At 69.7% G+C, this 20,464-nt stretch carries 20 protein-coding genes; 16 read left to right on the forward strand and 4 right to left on the reverse strand.

The window, feature by feature from the left end; genetic code table 11:
• Positions 1-66 precede the first annotated feature (66 nt).
• Positions 67-1,656: an ABC transporter substrate-binding protein gene (locus OG522_RS29635; RefSeq protein WP_329466091.1), complete on the forward strand. Its 1,590-nt coding sequence runs from the start codon at positions 67-69 to the stop codon at positions 1,654-1,656.
• 90 nt (positions 1,657-1,746) lie between these two features.
• Here OG522_RS29635 and OG522_RS29640 read toward each other — a convergent pair whose 3' ends face one another.
• The gene (locus OG522_RS29640; protein WP_053723497.1) at positions 1,747-2,418 is read right to left on the reverse strand and encodes a response regulator; all 672 of its coding nucleotides are present in this window, start codon (positions 2,416-2,418) and stop codon (positions 1,747-1,749) included.
• Positions 2,419-2,550: 132 nt separating this feature from the next.
• Positions 2,551-3,408, reverse strand: a complete 858-nt coding sequence (locus tag OG522_RS29645; RefSeq protein WP_329466092.1) for a RecB family exonuclease — start codon at positions 3,406-3,408, stop codon at positions 2,551-2,553.
• A gap of 178 nt (positions 3,409-3,586) precedes the next feature.
• Here OG522_RS29645 and OG522_RS29650 point away from each other — a divergent pair, with 178 nt between their 5' ends.
• From OG522_RS29650 to OG522_RS29660, 3 genes are all read left to right on the forward strand, one after another.
• The gene (locus OG522_RS29650; protein WP_329466093.1) at positions 3,587-4,861 is read left to right on the forward strand and encodes a site-2 protease family protein; all 1,275 of its coding nucleotides are present in this window, start codon (positions 3,587-3,589) and stop codon (positions 4,859-4,861) included.
• 59 nt (positions 4,862-4,920) lie between these two features.
• Positions 4,921-5,808, forward strand: a complete 888-nt coding sequence (locus OG522_RS29655; RefSeq protein WP_100577078.1) for a tRNA (adenine-N1)-methyltransferase — start codon at positions 4,921-4,923, stop codon at positions 5,806-5,808.
• 188 nt (positions 5,809-5,996) lie between these two features.
• Complete coding sequence (locus tag OG522_RS29660; protein WP_329467786.1) at positions 5,997-6,575, forward strand: hypothetical protein; 579 nt, start codon at positions 5,997-5,999, stop codon at positions 6,573-6,575.
• A gap of 49 nt (positions 6,576-6,624) precedes the next feature.
• Here the strand turns inward: OG522_RS29660 and OG522_RS29665 are convergent, their stop codons facing one another.
• Positions 6,625-6,903: a ferredoxin gene (locus OG522_RS29665; RefSeq protein WP_329466094.1), complete on the reverse strand. Its 279-nt coding sequence runs from the start codon at positions 6,901-6,903 to the stop codon at positions 6,625-6,627.
• Positions 6,904-7,143: 240 nt separating this feature from the next.
• On the opposite strand from OG522_RS29665, the gene arc reads away from it, so the two are divergent.
• From arc to prcA, 6 genes are all read left to right on the forward strand, one after another.
• A complete protein-coding gene (gene arc / locus OG522_RS29670) occupies positions 7,144-8,910 on the forward strand; it encodes a proteasome ATPase (RefSeq protein WP_329466096.1) in 1,767 nt (588 codons plus the stop codon).
• 235 nt (positions 8,911-9,145) lie between these two features.
• Entirely contained in the window at positions 9,146-10,657 is a 1,512-nt protein-coding gene (gene dop, locus OG522_RS29675; protein ID WP_329466097.1) for a depupylase/deamidase Dop, read from the forward strand.
• A gap of 120 nt (positions 10,658-10,777) precedes the next feature.
• The gene (locus OG522_RS29680; RefSeq protein ID WP_011027899.1) at positions 10,778-10,996 is read left to right on the forward strand and encodes a ubiquitin-like protein Pup; all 219 of its coding nucleotides are present in this window, start codon (positions 10,778-10,780) and stop codon (positions 10,994-10,996) included.
• A 72-nt stretch (positions 10,997-11,068) separates the two neighbouring features.
• Complete coding sequence (locus OG522_RS29685) at positions 11,069-11,296, forward strand: endonuclease domain-containing protein (protein WP_443074764.1); 228 nt, start codon at positions 11,069-11,071, stop codon at positions 11,294-11,296.
• Positions 11,248-12,093 carry a proteasome subunit beta gene (gene prcB, locus OG522_RS29690; RefSeq protein WP_329466098.1) on the forward strand — a complete coding sequence of 282 codons (846 nt, stop codon included), beginning with the start codon at positions 11,248-11,250 and terminating at the stop codon, positions 12,091-12,093. Before OG522_RS29685 ends, prcB begins: the two co-directional genes overlap by 49 nt.
• A gap of 55 nt (positions 12,094-12,148) precedes the next feature.
• Positions 12,149-12,907, forward strand: coding sequence for a proteasome subunit alpha (gene prcA, locus OG522_RS29695; protein WP_329466100.1), 759 nt, complete (start codon positions 12,149-12,151; stop codon positions 12,905-12,907).
• 33 nt (positions 12,908-12,940) lie between these two features.
• On the opposite strand, the gene OG522_RS29700 is transcribed toward prcA, so the two are convergent.
• Positions 12,941-13,984: a LacI family DNA-binding transcriptional regulator gene (locus tag OG522_RS29700; RefSeq protein WP_329467787.1), complete on the reverse strand. Its 1,044-nt coding sequence runs from the start codon at positions 13,982-13,984 to the stop codon at positions 12,941-12,943.
• A gap of 153 nt (positions 13,985-14,137) precedes the next feature.
• On the opposite strand from OG522_RS29700, the gene OG522_RS29705 reads away from it, so the two are divergent.
• The 6 genes from OG522_RS29705 (at position 14,138) to OG522_RS29730 (ending at position 20,453) form a co-directional block, all read left to right on the forward strand.
• Positions 14,138-15,397: an MFS transporter gene (locus tag OG522_RS29705; RefSeq protein WP_329466102.1), complete on the forward strand. Its 1,260-nt coding sequence runs from the start codon at positions 14,138-14,140 to the stop codon at positions 15,395-15,397.
• 9 nt (positions 15,398-15,406) lie between these two features.
• Positions 15,407-16,768 carry a Pup--protein ligase gene (gene pafA, locus OG522_RS29710; RefSeq protein WP_188271644.1) on the forward strand — a complete coding sequence of 454 codons (1,362 nt, stop codon included), beginning with the start codon at positions 15,407-15,409 and terminating at the stop codon, positions 16,766-16,768.
• A gap of 173 nt (positions 16,769-16,941) precedes the next feature.
• Complete coding sequence (locus OG522_RS29715; RefSeq protein WP_329466104.1) at positions 16,942-17,952, forward strand: FKBP-type peptidyl-prolyl cis-trans isomerase; 1,011 nt, start codon at positions 16,942-16,944, stop codon at positions 17,950-17,952.
• Between the two features lie 40 nt (positions 17,953-17,992).
• A complete protein-coding gene (locus OG522_RS29720) occupies positions 17,993-18,364 on the forward strand; it encodes an FKBP-type peptidyl-prolyl cis-trans isomerase (protein ID WP_329466105.1) in 372 nt (123 codons plus the stop codon).
• Between the two features lie 147 nt (positions 18,365-18,511).
• Positions 18,512-19,462 carry a helix-turn-helix transcriptional regulator gene (locus OG522_RS29725; RefSeq protein WP_329466106.1) on the forward strand — a complete coding sequence of 317 codons (951 nt, stop codon included), beginning with the start codon at positions 18,512-18,514 and terminating at the stop codon, positions 19,460-19,462.
• 16 nt (positions 19,463-19,478) lie between these two features.
• Positions 19,479-20,453, forward strand: coding sequence for a helix-turn-helix transcriptional regulator (locus OG522_RS29730; RefSeq protein WP_329466107.1), 975 nt, complete (start codon positions 19,479-19,481; stop codon positions 20,451-20,453).
• The last annotated feature ends 11 nt before the right edge of the window (positions 20,454-20,464 follow it).

Raw genomic sequence — 20,464 nt, forward strand, 5'->3', positions numbered from 1 at the left:
GACCCGGCCGCGGTTCTTCCGTGCCGGCCAGCAATTTCCGTGGGTAGGACTGTGAGGCACGTGTACGTGAAGAATCGGAACCGATGGCTGACGATGCCGCTGGCGGCGGGCGTAGCGGCCGGTCTGCTGAGCGGCTGCGGTTCGCAGCAGGGCAGCGGCGCCGCGTCCGGCGGCGGTTCGGTGGTCATGGGGATGTCTGACGACATCCTGGCCACCGACCCCGCCTCCGGCTACGATCCCGGTTCCTGGCTGCTGTTCAACAATGTCTTCCAGTCGCTGCTCAGCTTCCCCAAGGGCAGTTCGACGCCCGAGCCCGAGGCTGCGCAGGCGTGCAGCTTCGACCGGGGCGGCTCCACGGTCTACCGCTGCACCCTGCGCCCCGGCCTCACCTTCAGCAACGGCGACGCGCTCACCTCCGAGGACGTCAAGTACTCCTTCGAGCGCGTGCTGAAGATCAACGACCCCAGCGGTCCGGCGTCGATGCTCACCAGCCTGGGGAAGATCGACACCCCCGACGCCAAGTCGGTCGTCTTCCACCTCAAGGTCCCGGACGCGACCTTCCCCAGCAAGATCGCCTCCGGCGCCGGCTCCATCGTCGACCACAAGGAGTACCCGGCCGACAAGCTCCGCACCGACGGCGAGGCCATCGGCTCCGGCGTCTACAAGCTGGACTCCTTCAGCGACAAGCAGGCCGTCTTCTCGGTCAACTCCGCCTACAAGGGCACCGTCAAGGCCAAGAACTCCGGCCTGACCATGAAGCTCTTCCACGGTGACCGCAAGGCCCTGGCCCAGGCGCTGGAGAACGGCAAGATCGACCTCGCCTACCGAGGCCTGAGCGCCAAGGACACCGCGGCGCTGCAGAACTCGGCCAACGCCGACAAGCAGGGCATCAACGTCGTCGAGGGCACCAGCGCCGAGGTCCAGGACCTGGTCTTCAACATGAAGGACCCGGTCGCCGGCAAGATCGGCGTGCGCCAGGCGATCGCCTACCTCGTCGACCGCGAGGCGCTGGTGCGCAACGTCTACTCCTCGACCGCGAGCCCGCTGTACTCGATCATCCCGAGCGGCATCACGGCCCACAGCACCGCCTTCTTCGACCAGTACGGGAGCAGCCCCCAGCCCGCCAAGGCGAAGGCGGCCCTGCACTCGGCGGGCATCACCGGCAAGGTGAAGCTGACCCTGTGGTCCACGCCGAGCCGCTACGGACCGTCCACCGACGAGGAGTTGAAGGCGATCGCCGGCCAGCTCAACGCGAGCGGGCTGTTCGACGCGGACGTGAAGTCGGTGGAGTTCAAGCAGTACGAGAAGGACATCGAGGCCGGAAAGTACGGCGTCTATGTGAAGGGCTGGGTCCCCGACTACCCGGATCCGGACAACTTCACCCTGCCGTTCTTCGGCAAGGGCAACGTGCTGTCCAACAACTACACCAACAAGCAGATCACCGACGAGATCCTCCCGGCGACCGCGGCCACCGCCGACCGCTCCATGACGGAAGGTCAGTTCGCCCAGCTCCAGGACGTCGTCGCGAACGAGGTCCCGGTCCTGCCGCTGTGGCAGGGCAAGCAGTACGCGGTGGCCCGCACAGGCATCACCGGCCTGGAGTGGACCCTGGACGCGTCGACGGTGTTCCGTTTCTGGGAGATCAAGAAGGGCTGAGTTCCGGGAGATCCAGCCGGAAAATCACGCCCCTTCGGCGTTCGAGGAGCGGGGTGCGCTACGGGGAGAGCCCCGGCGCACCCCGCTCTCTCACTGGGCCCCGGGCCGAACCAGTCCGCTCTCGTAGGCGTACACGGCCGCCTGCACCCGGTCCCGAAGCCCCAGCTTCGTCAGCACGTGCCCCACGTGCGTCTTGACCGTCGTCTCACTGACGAACAGGTCCGCCGCGATCTCCGCGTTGGAGAGCCCCCGCGCCACCAGCTTCAGCACCTCGACCTCTCGGTCGGTCAGCGTGTGCAGCGTGTCCGGCACCGGCTCCTCGCCGGACGGCAGGTGGTCGGCGTACTTGTCGAGCAGACGACGGGTGATCGACGGCGCCAGCATCGCCTCGCCGGCCGCCACCACCCGGATCGCCTGCACCAGCTCATTGGCGGGCGCGTCCTTCAGCAGGAAGCCGCTGGCCCCCGCCTTCAGGGCCTCCACCACGTACTCGTCGAGGTCGAAGGTGGTCAGCACGAGTACCTTCGCGGGGCCGTCCTTGCCGGGCCCGCTGATCTGCCGGGTCGCCTCCACGCCGTCCATCCGGGGCATCCGGATGTCCATGAGGACCACATCGGGCTGGAGCGCCCGGACCTGATCGAGGGCCTGCAGACCGTCACCGGCCTCGCCGACCACCGCGATGTCCTGCTCGGCCTCAAGGATCATCCGGAAGCCGGTGCGCAGCAGCGGCTGGTCATCGACCAGTAGGACGCGGATCGCCACGGGTACTCCTCATCGGGATTGCTGGACCGGGCCCATTCTGCCCTGCTCAACCGCGGTGGGTTGGGCCGGGCGCGGGCCGGGACGGCCGTGCCGCCCGGCGACCGCGGCCGGGTGGCGGGCCGCCGCCGGGACTCAGCCTGCCGACTCGGGGGCCGGGGAGATGGACAACGGGTATACCGGGGGAGTCCCGCCGAATTCGGGACAGACCGCCTGATGGTCGCACCAGCCGCACAGCTTGGTCGGCCGCGGCCGCCAGTCGCCCGTCTCGGTGGCGAGCCGGATCGCCTCCCACAGCGCGAGCAGCTTCCGCTCCACCTGGAGGAGATCGGCCTCCGCCGGGTCGTAGGTGAGCACATCGCCGCTGCCCAGGTACACGAGCTGCAGTCTGCGCGGTACGACCTGCTTCAGCCGCCACACCACCAGGGCGTAGAACTTCATCTGGAACAGCGCGCCCTCCGCGTACTGAGGCCGCGGGGCCTTGCCCGTCTTGTAGTCGACGATCCGCACCTCGCCGGTCGGCGCCACGTCGACCCGGTCGATCACGCCGCGCAGCCGCAGCCCCGACTCCAGCTCCGTCTCGACGAAGAACTCCCGCTCCACCGGCTCAAGGCGCGTCGGGTCCTCGAGCGAGAACCACCGCTCGACCAGCCGCTCCGCCTCGCCCAGCCACTGCGCCAGCCGCTCGCCCTCGGCGTCCTCGGCGAACAGCTCCGTCAGCTCCGGCTTCGATTCGAGGAGCCGGTCCCACTGGCCGGGGATCATCGCCTTGGCGCGCGGCGCGGTGCGCTCGGCCGCCGGGTCGTCGAAGAGCCGCTCCAGGACGGCGTGCACCAGTGTCCCGCGGGTCGCCGCCTCGCTCGGCTTCTCGGGCAGCTTGTCGATCACCCGGAACCGGTACAGCAAGGGGCACTGCATGAAGTCGTTCGCCCGCGACGGCGACAGCGACGTGGGCCGCTGTGCGGCCGCGGCCCCACCGGTGCTCTCACTCATGACACAGACCCTACGACCCGCCACTGACAGCGAGCGGAATACCATCGACGGCAGGAGCCCTCACCCTGCATGATCGTGACATCGCACCATGCAGTGAAGACGCGGCCGGACGAGGAGAGTCCGGCCGGGCTCCGGGGCAGGTTCCCCGGGGCAGCCATCGTACCGACGAAGGGAACCCGTGGAAGACAGCGGCGAGAGCGGCAAGCGCGAACAGCCGCCAACCGGGGACTCCGGGGATTCGGGGGGCAAGGACAAGAACCCCGGCTCCGCTCCCGGCAACGGCAAGCCGCCCCGCTCCGGGCCCGGCGGCGGCCTCCTGATGGGCCGCCCCTTCGGCGTGCCCGTCTACGTCGCCCCGAGCTGGTTCCTGGTCGCGGCCCTGATCACCTGGGTCTTCGGCGGCCAGCTCGACCGCGTGCTGCCGGAGCTGGGCGCCGCCCGCTACCTCGTCTCGCTCTTCTTCGCCGTGGCCTTCTACGCCTCCGTACTGGTCCACGAACTCGCCCACACGGTGGCGGCCCTGCGCTTCAAGCTGCCGGTGCGCCGCATCCAGCTCCAGTTCTTCGGCGGTGTCTCCGAGATCGAGAAGGAGACCGAGACCCCGGGCCGCGAATTCGTCCTCGCCTTCGTCGGACCGCTGCTCTCGCTGGTCCTGGCCGGCGTCTTCTATCTCGGCATGAAGACCGTCGAGCCCGGCACCGTACCCGGTGTACTGCTCGCCGGACTGATGGTGTCCAACCTGATCGTCGCCGGCTTCAACCTGCTGCCCGGCCTCCCCCTCGACGGCGGCCGGATGCTCCGCGCCGTGGTGTGGAAGATCACTGGCAAGCCCATGAGCGGCACCATCGCCGCCGCCTGGGTCGGCCGCGCCCTCGCCGTCACCGTCCTCATCGGCCTGCCACTGCTCACCCAGACCGGGGTCCTCGGCAACTCGCCCGACGAGGTCAGCGGCATGGACACCGTCACCGACGCGCTGCTCGCCGCCATCCTCGCCGCGATCATCTGGACCGGCGCCGGCAACAGCCTGCGCATGGCCCGGCTGCGCGAACACCTCCCCGAACTGCGTGCCCGCACGCTCACCCGGCGCGCGGTGCCGGTCGAATCCGCCACCCCGCTCTCCGAGGCGCTGCGCCGCGCCAACGAGGCCGGGGCCCGCGCCCTGGTCGTGGTCGACGGGCACGGCGACCCGACCGCGCTGGTCCGCGAGGCCGCCATCGTCGGCGTGCCCGAACACCGCCGCCCCTGGGTCGCCGTCAGCGGCCTTGCCCAGGAGCTCACCGACGGCATGCGAGTCCCCGCCGAACTCGCCGGCGAGCCCCTGCTCGACCTGCTCAGGGCCACCCCGGCCACCGAGTACCTCGTCGTGGAGGAGACCGGCGAGATCTACGGCGTGCTCTCCGCCGCCGACGTCGAGAAGGCCTTCGTCGCGGCCATGGCGCGGCCCGGCAGCTAGCGCCGCCCCGCCCGGCGGCCGTGGCGTTCGCGGCCCCGTACGGCCGGTACTCTGGTCGTATGTCCGAACCGACCGGTGCCGCCCGCCGTCGCGGGCCCTTCAAGGTCGGGGACCAGGTCCAGCTCACCGACCCCAAGGGACGCCACTACACGTTCACGCTCGAAGCCGGGAAGAATTTCCACACCCACAAGGGTTCCTTCCCGCACGACGAGCTGATCGGTGCTCCCGAGGGCAGTGTTGTCCGTACCACGGGAAACGTCGCCTACCTCGCGCTGCGCCCCCTGCTCCCCGACTTCGTCCTGTCCATGCCCCGCGGCGCCGCCGTGGTCTACCCCAAGGACGCGGGGCAGATCCTGGCCTTCGCCGACATCTTCGCCGGCGCCCGCGTCGTCGAGGCCGGTGTCGGCTCGGGCTCGCTGAGCGCCTTCCTGCTGCGCGCCATCGGCGACCACGGGATGCTGCACTCCTACGAGCGCCGCGAGGACTTCGCCGAGATCGCCACGCAGAACGTGGAGCGCTACTTCGGCGGTCCGCACCCCGCCTGGCAGCTCACCGTCGGCGACCTCCAGGACAACCTGTCGGACACCGAAGTCGACCGCGTCATCCTGGACATGCTCGCCCCCTGGGAGTGCCTGGACGCCGTGTCCAAGGCGCTCGTGCCCGGCGGCATCCTCTGCTGCTACGTGGCCACCACCACCCAGCTGTCGCGCACCGTCGAGTCCATCCGCGAGATCGGCTGCTTCGCCGAGCCGCAGCCCTGGGAATCGATGATCCGCAACTGGCACGTGGAGGGCCTGGCCGTCCGCCCCGACCACCGGATGATCGGCCACACCGGCTTCCTGGTGACCGCCCGCCGCCTCGCGGACGGCGTGGAGCCCCCGATGCGCCGCCGCCGCCCCGCCAAGGGCGCCTACGGCGACGACTACGAAGGCCCGAACAAGGACTGACTCAGGTCCCCGCTTCGAGGTTTTCGTACAACGAACCGGCGCCGCCGCCGAGTTCCCGGACCGACCCGGGAACTCGGCGGCGGCGCCTTTTCGTTGAGCTGTTGCCCCGGTGTTCCGCACCGCCTGTGACGTGTGGCACGATGCTGGCCACCCCCACCGCCCGCACCGCCCCACAGGAGACCTCCCGCGTGCAGAATGCCGCCGTCCCTGAGCTCGCGCACACCCACGCCCGCCCCGTCCACTGGATCGCGACCGCCACCGCCATGGCTGCCGTCGTCGCCCTCGCCGGCTTCCTCCAGCCCGACGCGGCCAAGGCCTCCCAGGCACCCCGCGAGCACGGCGCCCCCCTCACGACGGCGGCCGCCCCCGACCCGGGCGCGGTCGTCCTCCCGCTCCAGTGCGGGAGCGTGGGCTCGACGGTGGAGAAGAAGGCCTCGGGCGACCTGGACGGCGACGGCATCCCCGAGACGGTGGCGGTCGCGCACTGCCGGGCCGGCGGCGGCACCCCGCCCAGCGGGATGTACGTCCTCACGCAGCCGGTGGTCAAGGGGGCCCCGCCGCGTCTGGTGGCCACCCTGCTCGACCCCAAGGACAAGCAGACCGTCGCCGACCTCATCGTGCGGGACGGGGCGGTGACGGCGACGCTGCTCGGTTACTCCTCCAACGACGTGCCGCGCTACGAACCCGATGTGCGCGAGCAGGTCAAGTGGCGCTGGCAGGGCGGGAAGTTCATCCGCTCGACCCAGGCCGCAGCCCTCGGCGTCTGAAGACTCGTAAGGGCCCGAGGACCGCAGGTAGCGGCCCGTCACGCCCCGACTACTGCGCGTCCGGTCCGTAGACCTCGACGCTGTCCGAAACCCGACGCACGTGAATGCAGTCGCCGGGGCACTCCTTCGCGGAGTCCACCACGTCCTGGAGCAGCGGCAGCGGAACGGGTGTTGTGGCCCGCGGGGTCTGCAGCAACTCGTCGTCGGGGCTCTTCACATAGGCGAGCCCGTCGATGTCCAGCTCGAAGACCTCGGGCGCGTATTGCACGCAGATGCCGTCGCCGGTGCACAGGTCCTGGTCGATCCAGACCTCAAGAGCCTCGTTCATGTGCCTGCCGTTCCTGCGCGAGTGAATCAATCGATGCCAGCCCTGACGGGTGTTGACCCACTCGACGATAACAACCGCCCGCTTTCCGATGTTGTTGGGTGGGTATCCCCCTGACGTGAGGGAGAGCGCAAGGGTGAAGATCGGACACACCCTGGAGTCTTTGTGATCTAGGGGTTTCAATCACCACCAGCCCAGGTAGGGTCAGGAAGCGTCCAGCTCCCCTTGGAGGAGGTGAGGACCGTGGCAGCCCACGACGACGACATCAACCGCGGCATCCGGCCCGCGCGGGGGTCCGAGGACCCAGCCGGCCAGGTTGCCTATCTAGAGCAGGAAATCGCCGTCCTGCGACGTAAGCTCGCCGACTCGCCGCGTCATACGAGGATTCTCGAAGAGCGGATCGTCGAGCTGCAGACCAATCTGGCGGGCGTGTCCGCACAGAACGAGCGGCTCGCCAACACGCTCCGCGAGGCCCGCGACCAGATCGTGGCCCTCAAGGAGGAGGTCGACCGGCTCGCGCAGCCGCCGGCCGGCTTCGGTGTCTTCCTGCAGTCCAACGAGGACGGCACCGCGGACATCTTCACCGGGGGCCGCAAGCTCCGGGTGAACGTCAGCCCCAGCGTCGAACTCGACGAACTGCGGCGCGGCCAGGAAGTCATGCTCAACGAGGCGCTCAACGTGGTCGAGGCCATGGAGTTCGAGCGCGCCGGGGACATCGTCACCCTCAAGGAGATCCTTGAGGACGGCGAGCGCGCCCTGGTGATCGGGCACACCGACGAGGAACGGGTGGTGAGGCTCGCCGAGCCGCTCCTGGACATCACCATCCGCCCCGGCGATGCGCTCCTGCTGGAACCCAGGTCGGGCTACGTCTACGAAGTGGTCCCCAAGAGCGAGGTCGAGGAGCTCGTCCTCGAAGAGGTGCCGGACGTCGACTACGACAAGATCGGCGGACTGGGCAACCAGATCGAGCTGATCCGCGACGCGGTCGAACTGCCCTACCTCTACCCCGACCTCTTCAAGGAGCACGAACTGCGGCCGCCGAAGGGCATCCTGCTCTACGGACCGCCCGGCTGCGGAAAGACTCTGATCGCCAAGGCGGTCGCCAACTCCCTTGCCAAGAAGGTCGCCGAGGTGACCGGCCAGCCCGCGGGGAAGAGCTACTTCCTCAACATCAAGGGCCCCGAGCTCCTCAACAAGTACGTCGGCGAGACCGAGCGGCACATCCGCCTCGTCTTCCAGCGCGCTCGGGAGAAGGCGAGCGAGGGGACCCCCGTCATCGTCTTCTTCGACGAGATGGAATCCCTCTTCCGTACCCGCGGATCCGGCGTCAGCTCGGACGTGGAGAACACCATCGTCCCCCAGCTGCTCGCCGAGATCGACGGTGTGGAGGGCCTGGAGAACGTCATCGTCATCGGCGCCTCCAACCGCGAGGACATGATCGACCCCGCGATCCTGCGGCCCGGCCGGCTCGATGTGAAGATCAAGATCGAGCGTCCGGACGCGGAGGCGGCCAAGGACATCTTCGCCAAGTACCTCCGCTCCTCGCTGCCGTTGCACACCGACGACCTCGCCGAGCACGGCGGCGACGCCGACGCCACCACCCACGGAATGATCCAGTCCGTGGTGGAACAGATGTACGCGGAGTCCGAGGAGAACCGCTTCCTGGAAGTCACGTACGCCAATGGTGACAAGGAAGTCCTGTACTTCAAGGACTTCAACTCCGGCGCCATGATCCAGAACATCGTGGACCGGGCCAAGAAGATGGCCATCAAGGCCTTCCTCGACCAGAACCAGAAGGGCCTCCGGATCTCCCACCTCCTCCAGGCATGCGTGGACGAGTTCAAGGAGAACGAGGACCTGCCCAACACCACCAACCCGGACGACTGGGCCAGGATTTCCGGAAAGAAGGGCGAGCGGATCGTATTCATCCGCACCCTCGTCACCGGAAAGCAGGGCGCGGACACGGGACGCTCCATCGACACGGTGGCCAACACCGGTCAATACCTGTAAAAGGCAGGCCGGCTGCGGATGCCCGGGTCGGGCATCCGCAGCCGACTGCTTTTCAGGCCACAAGCAGGGCAAGAGCAATGACGGAATTGATCTCCCCACCAGCGCAAAGGCGTTCTAGGCTCTTCGGTACCGCCGAGTCGCGCAGTGCGGGGACGGGCACCGCACACGCACCGGAGAACCAGCGGTACTTGAGCGCCGCTCCCGCGGGGGAGCGCCGCCGGGCAAGGAGGGCCGCATGACCGTACGGCGAGTAATGGGCATCGAGACGGAGTACGGGATCTCCGTCCCCGGCCACCCCAACGCCAATGCCATGCTCACCTCGTCCCAGATCGTCAACGCCTACGCGGCGGCGATGCACCGGGCGCGCCGCGCCCGTTGGGACTTCGAGGAGGAGAACCCGCTGCGGGACGCCCGCGGCTTCGACCTCGCCCGCGAGGCCGCCGACTCAAGCCAGCTCACCGACGAGGACATCGGCCTCGCCAACGTCATCCTCACCAACGGGGCGCGCCTCTACGTCGACCACGCGCACCCCGAGTACAGCTCACCGGAGGTCACCAACCCGCGCGACGCCGTCCTGTGGGACAAGGCCGGCGAGCGCATCATGGCCGAGGCGGCGGAGCGCGCCGGGCAGCTTCCCGGCGCCCAGCCCATCCACCTGTACAAGAACAACACCGACAACAAGGGCGCCTCGTACGGCACGCACGAGAACTACCTGATGAAGCGGGAGACCCCGTTCTCGGACATCGTGCGCCACCTGACGCCGTTCTTCGTCTCGCGCCAGGTCATCACCGGCGCCGGCCGCGTCGGCATCGGCCAGGACGGCCACGAGCACGGCTTCCAGATCAGCCAGCGCGCCGACTACTTCGAGGTCGAGGTGGGCCTGGAGACGACCCTCAAGCGCCCGATCATCAACACCCGCGACGAACCGCACGCCGACGCCGAGAAGTACCGCCGCCTGCACGTCATCATCGGCGACGCGAACCTGTCGGAGATCTCGACGTACCTCAAACTGGGTACGACCTCCCTGGTCCTGTCCATGATCGAGGACGGCTTCATCAATGTCGACCTGGCCGTGGACCAGCCGGTCCGCGCCCTCCACCAGGTCTCGCACGACCCCGCACTGCAACACCTGGTCACCCTGCGCAGCGGCCGCACCCTGACCGCGGTGCAGCTTCAGATGGAGTACTTCGAGCTGGCGCGCAAGTACGTCGAGGACCGGTTCGGGGTGGACGCGGACGAGCAGACCAAGGACGTCCTCGGCCGCTGGGAGGACGTGCTGAACCGGCTGGAGAACGACCCGATGAGCCTGTCGGGCGAGCTGGACTGGATCGCCAAGCGCGAGCTCATGGAGGGCTACCGCCGCCGTGACAGCCTGGGCTGGGACGCGGCACGGCTCCACCTCGTGGACCTCCAGTACGCCGACGTACGGCCCGAGAAGGGCCTCTACAACCGGCTGGCGGCCCGCGGCAAGATGAAGCGGCTCCTGGACGAGCCCGCGGTCGTACGGGCCGAGACCACGCCTCCCGAGGACACCAGGGCGTACTTCCGCGGCCGCTGCCTGGAGCAGTACGCGGACGACGTCGCGGCGGCCTCCTGGGACTCGGTGATCTTCGATCTGCCGGGCCGTGACTCGCTCCAGCGGGTACCAACCCTGGAACCCCTACGCGGAACGCGTAATCACGTGAAGGCGCTGCTCGACCGGTGCCGGACGGCGGAAGATCTGGTGCGGGTGCTCTCAGGGGGCTGAAAGGCCGCTGGTGTGGGAATCACAGAGGTGGGCTCCGCACGTTGCACCAAGTGCGGGGCCGATGTCGGACCCTGCTTGTAGGGTCTGATCAAGGACATCGAACCGAGCGGGGTGAGGTAGATGGCGACCAAGGACACCGGCGGCGGCCAGCAGAAGGCGACGCGCTCCACCGAGGAGGTCGAGGAGCAGGCGCAGGACGCGCAGGCTTCGGAGGACCTCAAGGAGCGGCAGGAGAAGTTGTCGGACGACGTGGACTCGGTTCTGGACGAGATCGACGACGTGCTTGAGGAGAACGCCGAGGACTTCGTCAGGTCATTCGTCCAAAAGGGCGGAGAGTAGTTCACGGATGTGAACGGGGTTCGTCGTGGGAAGCCCGGGTCGGGGACCGGGGCCTCCCGCGACGGCACCGCCGTGCCCCTCGCTGGCACCGCCCCAACCCGCCCGTCCGGCCCGGCCGTTCACGTGGATCACTCCCGCGAGCGGGGTAGGGTCCCAGGCGTAATGTGCTTCAACTTCAATACGGCTATCGGCCTGTTGGGAGAAATCCCCGACATCCTCCGTCGGGCTGCCGCCTACGTGGAAGGAAACTCGTGGAAGCCAACACTCGTGGCACCGGGCGTCTACCAGCTGCCTTCCTGACGCCTGGCTCTTCCTCATTCATGGACTTCCTGTCCGATCACTCGCCGGAGATGCTCCCCGGCAAGCGCTCCCTGCCGCCCGTGCAGGGCCACATCGAAGCGCCGCACGGCACCACCATCGTCGCGACGACCTTCCCCGGTGGAGTCGTCCTGGCCGGTGACCGGCGCGCCACCATGGGCAACATGATCGCCCAGCGCGACATCGAGAAGGTCTTCCCCGCCGACGAGTACTCGGCGGTCGGCATCGCCGGCACCGCCGGCCTCGCGGTGGAGATGGTCAAACTCTTCCAGCTGGAGCTGGAGCACTTCGAGAAGGTCGAAGGCGCCACGCTCTCCCTGGAGGGCAAGGCGAACCGGCTCTCCACGATGATCCGCAGCAACCTCGGCATGGCCATGCAGGGCCTCGCCGTGGTTCCCCTCTTCGCGGGTTACGACGTCGACCGCGAGAAGGGCCGGATCTTCTCCTACGACGTCACGGGAGGCCGCTCCGAGGAGCACGGCTTCGCCGCCACCGGCTCCGGGTCCATCTTCGCCCGGGGCTCCATGAAGAAGCTCTACCGCGAGGACCTGACGGAGCAGCAGGCGACCACGCTGGTCATCCAGGCGCTCTACGACGCCGCCGACGACGACTCGGCGACCGGCGGTCCCGACGTGGCCCGGCGGATCTACCCGATCGTCACCGTCATCACCGAGGACGGATTCCGCAGGCTCACCGAGACGGAGTCCTCCGAGCTCGCCCGCGCCATCCTGGAACGGCGGCTGGAGCAGCCCGACGGCCCCCGGGCCTCCCTCCTCTGAGGCCCGCGCAGGCCCCGAGATGACTTCGCCACTGACAGAAAGGGACGGTTAGCCGGTGTCGACCCCGTTCTATGTCTCACCCCAGCAGGCCATGGCCGACCGTGCGGAGTACGCCCGCAAGGGCATCGCCCGCGGCCGCAGCCTGGTCGTGATCCAGTACGCCGACGGAATCGTGTTCGTCGGTGAGAACCCGTCCCGCGCGCTGCACAAGTTCAGCGAGATCTACGACCGGATCGGCTTCGCGGCCGCCGGCAAGTACAACGAGTACGAGAACCTGCGCATCGGCGGCGTCCGGTACGCGGATCTGCGCGGATACACCTACGACCGCGATGATGTGACGGCCCGTGGGCTCGCCAACGTCTACGCACAGACGCTGGGCACCATCTTCTCCAGCGTCGGCGAGAAGCCGTACGAGGTGGAGCTGGTCGTCGCCGAGGTGGGCAGCACGCCGGAGGAGGACCAGATCTACCGGCTGCCGCACGACGGCTCGATCGTGGACGAGCACGGCTCGGTCGCGGTCGGCGGCAACGCCGAGCAGATCAGCACCTTCCTGGACCAGCGCCACCAGGACGGCATGTCGCTCGCCGAGGCGCTGCGGCTCGCCGTGCAGGCCCTGTCGAACCAGACGAACGGCGCCGAGCGGGAGATCCCCGCCGAGCGCCTGGAAGTCGCCGTCCTGGACCGGACGCGGCCCCAGCAGCGGAAGTTCAAGCGCATCGTCGGCCGCCAGCTCTCGCGGCTGCTCCAGGCCGATGTGGCCAAGACCGAGCCGACGGAGGCCCCCTCGGACCTGGAGGAGACGGAGGACGAGTAGTCCCCGTGTTTCCTTGCGCGCCCCGGTTCCGCCTCAGGCGGGCCGGGGCGCGGCCGTTGAGCCCCGCACCGCCAGCGAGACGGGCAGGTCCCCGGTCTCGGGCGGGCGCCCCTCCAGGACGGCGAGCAGCGCCGCCATACCGCGGGCGCCGACCTGCTCGGCGGGCAGCGCGAGCGTGGTGAGTTCCGGCTCCAGGGCGGTGGCGAGGGTGAGGCCGTCGAACCCGGTGACCGACACGTCGGCGGGGACGCGCAGCCCGAGCCGGTGGGCCGCCTTGCAGGCGCCCGCGGCCAGGAAGTCGTCGTCGCAGACCAGCGCCGTCGGGCGCGGCCCGGGAGCGCGCAGAGCCCCTTCCGCCGCCTCCCGCCCGGAGGCCACCCCGAGCGCCGCCCGCACCGTACGCAGCTCGGCGCCCGGCACCGCGTCGAGCGCCTTCGCCAGCGCGCGGGCGCGCACCACGAACGTCCACGAGTCCACGTCGGCCGCGACATGGACGAACCGGCGGTGGCCGAGTTCGAGCAGATGCTCCGCCAGACGCCGTACGCCGTCCGCGATGTCGAGATTGACGTGCGCGGCGGGTCCGGGCTCCTCGGGGTCGCTGTCGAGCATCACCAGGGGCAGGTCGCTGCCGCGGATCGAGGCGAGCGCGTCCGCGGCCATCGAGGACGCGATGACACCGTCGAGTGCGGTGCGCGCGGAGTCGAAGGGGTCCCGGGCCGGGCCGATGCCTTCGGGGGAGGGGTAGAGCACCACGCCGAAGCCGTGCTCGGCCGCGACCCGGGCCGCGCCCGCGTAGACCTGCGCGAAGAACTCGCTGGTCATCGCGGGCACCACGAGGAGCGCCGTCCTGGTGCGGCCGAGCCGCAGGCTGCGGGCGGCGAGGTTGGGCCGGTAGCCGAGCTCGCGGGCGGCCTCCCGGACCAGTTCGGCGGTGCGCTCGGAGACCCGGCCGCGCCATTTGTCGCCCAGGACGAGGGAGACGGTGGCCTGGGACACCCCGGCCGCGCTCGCCACGTCCCTGCTGGTGGGCCGGGCCCCGGCGGGCCGGCCGGACAGCGCGGCGCGGGCGGCGCGCACCCCGGCGCGGGCCGCCACCGATGCGGATTCCGGGGTGTCCGGGCTGGTCACGGGGCCTCCAGGGCGGCGTTTCTACGGCGCGGGGTGGACCCGCGGACTCGCCACATGGTACGTATGACCTCGGAAGTTATACGTAACACTTGAGGAGTGGCCATGGCGGCGGGATACGCGGAGATCCTTCGGACCCGGCATGCCGCGCGGCTGCTCGCGGGCACGCTCACCGGCCGGCTGCCCAACGCGACCGCCGCCATCGCGGTCGTCTTCTTCGTCCGGGCCGAGGGCGGCAGCTACTCGCTCGCGGGCGCGCTGACCGCCGTGTACGGCGTCGCCACGGCCGTGGGCCAGCCGCTGCTCGGACGGGCCGTGGACCTCTACGGCCAGCCCCGCGTGATGCTCCCCGCCTCGGTCGTGGCCGCCCTTGGCATGGTCCTGCTCGCCGTCGCGGGCATCGAGCCGGTCGCCGTGGCGTACGTGGCGGTGCTGGTGGCCGGGCTCGCCACCCCACCACTGGAGGGCGGGCTGCGGGCCCTGTGGCCCAGCGTCCTCGAACGCGAGGACCAGGTGCACACGGCGTACGCCATGGACGCGATAGCCCAGGAGGTGATGTTCACGGTCGGCCCGCTGCTCGTCACCGTCGCCATCGCGCTCTGGTCGCCCGCCACGGCGCTCCTGCTGATCAACGCGCTCGGGATCCTGGGCGCGCTCAGCGTCGTACTGTCCAAGCCGTCCAGGAGCTGGCGCTCGGCGCCCCGGGAGGCGCACTGGCTCGGCGCGTTGCGCTCGCCCGGACTGCTCGCGCTGCTCGGCGCCTTCTTCTTCGTGGGACTCGCGCTCGGCGCCATCATCGTCGCCGCCTCCGCCTACGCCGACGACCACGGCAGTGACGCCATCTACGGCTGGCTGATGGCGGCCAACGGACTCGGCGCCCTCCTCGGCGGGCTCGTCTACGGAGCCCGCAAGTGGAGCGGCGCCCCCGAGAAGCGGCTGCGGGTCCTCGTCGGGCTCCTCGCCGTCGGCTATCTGCCCCTGACCCTGGTGCCCGATGTCCCCGCGATGGCCGCGCTCACCGTGGTCTCGGGCCTCTTCCTCGCGCCGTCCATCGCCTGTGCGTTCATCGTCGTCGACCGGCACGCCCCGCGCGGCACGGTCACCGAGGCGTTCTCCTGGCTGGTGACCGCCTTCGGCGTCGGCACCGCGCTCGGCACGGCGGCCGCCGGACCGGCCGTCGAACTCGGCGGAACGGGCGCCAGTTTCGCGGTCGCCGGCGGCGGCGGTATCGCCGCACTCGTCGTCCTGCTCGCCACCCAGCGGGTCCTCGCAGCTCCCGGGCATACGCGCACGGTCGCGGGAGTTGACGAAAATGATCGAAACCGTGCCGTCGAACCCGGTTTCAGCTCAGGCCATCAGGCGTAATGTTCACTCATGGACCGCCGCATTTTCGGGCTGGAGAACGAGTACGGCGTCACGTGCACGTTCAGGGGACAGCGCCGACTGTCTCCTGACGAAGTGGCGCGCTACCTCTTCCGCCGTGTTGTGTCATGGGGCCGCAGCAGCAACGTCTTTCTGCGGAACGGCGCCCGCCTCTACCTGGACGTGGGATCGCATCCGGAATACGCAACTCCCGAATGCGACAACGTGACCGAACTGGTCACGCACGACAAGGCCGGCGAGCGCATTCTCGAAGGCCTGCTCGTCGACGCCGAACGCCGCCTGCACGAGGAGGGAATCGCGGGCGACGTCTATCTCTTCAAGAACAACACCGACTCGGCGGGAAACTCCTACGGCTGCCACGAGAACTATCTGGTGGCCCGTCACGGAGAGTTCTCCCGGCTCGCGGACATCCTCATTCCGTTCCTTGTCACGCGCCAGTTGATCTGCGGTGCCGGCAAGGTTCTGCAGACCCCGCGCGGCGCGGTTTACTGCGTCAGTCAGCGCGCCGAGCACATCTGGGAGGGCGTCAGCTCCGCCACCACGCGCTCGCGTCCCATCATCAACACCCGCGACGAACCGCATGCGGACGCCGAGCGCTACCGCCGGCTGCACGTCATCGTCGGCGACTCCAACATGTCCGAGACGACCATGCTCCTCAAGGTCGGCGCCACCGACCTCGTGCTGCGCATGATCGAGGCGGGCACGGTGATGCGCGACCTCACCCTGGAGAACCCGATCCGGGCGATCCGCGAGGTCTCGCACGACATCACCGGCCAGCGCAAGGTGCGCCTGGCCAGCGGACGCGAGGCCTCCGCCCTCGAAGTGCAGCGCGAGTACTACGAGAAGGCCGTGGACTTCGTGGAGCGCCGCGGCATCCGCACCGGCACCGTCGACCAGGTCCTCGAACTGTGGGGCCGCACCCTGGACGCGATCGAGGCCGAGGACCTCGACCGGATCGGCACCGAGATCGACTGGGTGATGAAGTACCAGCTCATCGAGCGGTACCGGGCCAAGAACAACATGACCATGTCGCACCCCCGGGTCGCCCAGATAGACCTCGCCTACCACGACATCCACCGCCGGCGGGGCCTGTACTACCTGCTGGAGCGCAAGGGGCAGGCCGCCCGCATCTGCAACGACCTGAAGATCTTCGAGGGCAAGTCGGTGCCCCCGCAGACCACTCGGGCCCGGCTGCGCGGCGACTTCATCCGCCGGGCGCAGGAACAGCGGCGGGACTTCACCGTCGACTGGGTGCATCTGAAGCTCAACGACCAGGCACAGCGCACCGTGTTGTGCAAGGACCCGTTCCGGTCGGTGGACGACCGGGTGGAGAAGCTGATCGCCGGGATGTGATCAGAGGAATGTAGACGGCATGTGGGACGGGACATGAGACCCGACGAGCCGTCGTGAGCAGGGGCCCCGCGCGCTGTCGCGTACGGGGCCCCTGGGCATGCCGCACCCTTGTGGTACGGGAGTGGGGCCGTAGAGTGGCCGCTCCGACCATTCCAGCTACCCCGAGGACCACTGTGCGACGCCGACTTGCTGCCGCGCTCATCGTGCCGGCCCTGATGCTCACCGCGGCCTGCGGAGGAGGTGGCGACAGCGCGAAGAAGAAGGACGCCTCCGCCTCCCCCTCCGACTCGGCGTCGCAGCCCGCCGCTCCCAAGCCGGTGTCCGACGCCTCGCCGATGCCCACCGTCGCGGGCGACCTGGGCAAGAAGCCCACGATCACCATCCCCAAGGGCGACCCGAGCGGGAAGTTCGTCGTCAAGACGCTGACCGCGGGCACCGGCCCCGAGGTCAAGAAGGACGACCTCGCGGTCACGAAGTACACCGGAAAGATCTGGAAGAGCGGCAAGGACCTCGCCGGTTCCTACGACCAGGGCGGCGCGCCCCAGGTCATCCCGGCGGGCTCGCAGACGTACATCCCGGCGTTCAGCGAAGCGGTGCTCGGGCAGAAGGTCGGCAGCCGCGTCCTCGTCGTCGCCCCGCCGGCCGCCGCGTTCGGCTCCGCGGGCAAGCAGGAGCTGGGCGTCGGGCCCACCGACAACCTGGTCTTCGTGCTCGACATCGACAGCGTGATGCCGAAGAAGGTCGAGGGCACCCAGGCCGCGATCCCGTCCAACCTGCCGCAGATCAAGGCGGACAAGGACGAGGCCGCCACGATCACCGTCCCGAAGAACGACCCGCCCAAGAGCCTCGTGGACCAGGTCCTCATCGAGGGCAAGGGCGCCGAGGTCAAGAGCGGCCAGACCGTCTTCATGCAGTACAGCGGAGCCACCTGGAAGCCGAACGAGGGCCTGCCGCAGGCGAAGCTGTTCGACACCTCCTGGAAGACCGGCGCCCCGTTCTCGACCGTGATCGGCCAGGGCCAGGTCATCGAGGGCTGGGACAAGGGCCTGGTCGGCAAGAAGGTCGGCAGCCGGGTCCTGCTGGTCATCCCGCCGGAGCAGGGCTACAAGGACAAGGCCCAGGGCGCCGACATCCCGGCCAACTCGACCCTGGTCTTCGTCGTGGACATCGTCGGAGCAATGTAAGACTGTTCCGGTTGCACATAGCGATTAGTAGGAGCATTACGTGAGCATCGACAAGCCCGAGATCGACTTCCCCGAGGGCCAGCCGCCGGCGGACCTGGAGATCAAGGAGGTCTGGGAGGGCGACGGCGCCGTCGCCAAGGCCGGAGACTTCGTCAAGGTCCACTACGTGGGCGTGGCCTTCTCCACCGGTGAGGAGTTCGACGCCTCCTGGAACCGCGGCAACCCGCTGGAGTTCAAGCTCGGCGCCGGCCAGGTCATCGAGGGCTGGGACAAGGGCATCCAGGGCATGAAGGTCGGCGGCCGCCGCCGGCTGACCATCCCCGCCCACCTCGCCTACGGCGACCGCGGCGCCGGCAACGCCATCGCCCCGGGCGAGACGCTGATCTTCGTCTGTGACCTGGTCGCCGTCTGAGACGCATCTCGATCAGTCCTGAGCGATCGGACCTGATCAGAGCGAGGGCCCGTGCCTGCCGGCACGGGCCCTCGGCTTTTGCCCGGACAGCCCGGGGCGGTACGGTCAGCGGTCGTAGCGCAATACGAGAGAGGGCGTAGGGCATCGATGGCGATTGCCAAGGCCGAGCGGCTGATGAACCTGGCGCTGTGTCTGCTCGGGACACGGCGTCCGCTCAGCAAGCGGGAGCTGCGCGCATCCATCGAGGCCTACCTCGAAGCCGGGTCCGACGACTCCTTCAACCGAATGTTCGAGCGCGACAAGGACGACCTGCGCGAACTCGGCCTGGTCATCGAGACCGTGGAGAACATCGACGGCGAGACCGGCTATCTCGCCCGGCGGGACAGCAACCGGCTGCCCCCGGTACAACTGGACGCCGAGGAGGCCGCGGCCCTGGGGCTCGCCGCCCGCGTCTGGCAGCAGGCCCGGCTCGCGGGAGCGGCCAGCGGCGCACTCCAGAAGCTCCGCGCCGCCGGTATGCCGGAAGCCGACAATCCGTATGAGCACAGTGCGATCGAACCGCGCATCCCGGTCCACGAGGCGGCCTTCGAACCCCTCATGCTGGCCTGCCGCGACCGGCGCCCGGTCGTCTTCGACTACCGCAAGGCCAATGCTGTACGCCCCGAAACCCGGCACGTCGAGCCGTGGGGCCTGGAGTGCTGGCGTGGCCACTGGTACCTGGCCGGCTGGGACCGTGACCGGGGCGCCGAGCGGGTGTTCCGGCTCAGCCGCATCACCGGCAAGCTCCGCTCCCGGGCGGGCGCCTTCACCGCCCCCGTGCCCGATGTCGTCACCGTGCGCGAGACCGTGGAGAGCTGGGCGGGGGAGACCGCGACCCGCTCCGCCAGGATCCGGCTGCGGGCCGGGGCCGGCTACCCGCTGCGCTCCCGCGCCACCTCGGTACGGGAACTCGGCGACGGCTGGGCGGAGTTGGAGATTCCGTACGGGCACGGGCTCGATGCCCACCTGGTGGAATTCGGCCCCGATGTCGTCGTGCTGGAACCGGCCGACCTGCGGGCCGACGTGATCGACCGGCTGCGCGCCGTGGCCAAGGGCTGAGGGGGACCGTACGACCATGGCTGCCAACGCCATCGACCAGACCCGGCGGATGCTGTCGCTGGTGACCTATCTTCGTGAGCGCCCCGGCGCCCGCGTCGCAGACGTCGCCCGTGCCTTCGGCATCACCGAGGACGAACTGATCTCCGACCTGGACGTGCTGCCCATGTGCGGCACCAGCTTCCGCGGCGGTGACCTTCTGGACATCGACACCGACGGCGACCGCATCTGGTGGCACAACCCGGACGACGTCGCGGAACCGCTGCGCCTGGCCGCCGACGAGGCGACCGCGCTGCTCGTCGCGGCGCGCGCGGTCTCCACGCTGCCCGGTCTGCGCGAAGGCGACCGGCAGGCGCTGCTGCGCGCCACCGCCAAGCTGGAGGCCGCCGCCGGTGAGGCCGCCGGTGCGAGCTCGCGGCTCTCGGTCACCTTCGAATCCGAGGGCGGCGTCTTCGCCGAGGTCGACCGGGCGATCTCGGAGCGCCGCCGGCTGTGGGTGAAGTACTACTCGCCCGCGCGCGACGAGCTCACCGAGCGCGAGGTCGACCCGATCCGGCTCTTCGCCGTCGGCCACACCTATATGGAGGCGTGGTGCCGGCTCTCGGAGGCCCGGCGCACGTTCCGCCTGGACCGGGTCGCCGAGATCCGCCTGCTCGACGAGGCCTCCGCACCGCCCGAGCTCGAACTGCGCGACCTGTCGGAGGGCCTGGTGCAGCCGTCCGCCGAGGACCCCGAGGTCGTCGTGGAGGTCGCTCCAGGCGGGCGCTGGGTCGCCGAGTACTACCCGCACGACAGCGCCGAGGAGCTCCCCGACGGGGGCCTGCGGATCAGTCTGCGCACGCCCGACCCGGCCTCGCTGCGCCGCCTGGCGCTGCGGCTCGGCCAGGACGGCCGGATCGTCTCGCCCGACGACCTCGCCCAGAGCGCCCGGCGTGCGGCCCGCGAGGCGCTCGCCGGATACGAGGAAGCTCCCACGTCCGACCACCAGAGCTGAGGAGAGTTGCG

The organism is Streptomyces sp. NBC_01431, from assembly GCF_036231355.1.
Classification (GTDB): domain Bacteria; phylum Actinomycetota; class Actinomycetes; order Streptomycetales; family Streptomycetaceae; genus Streptomyces.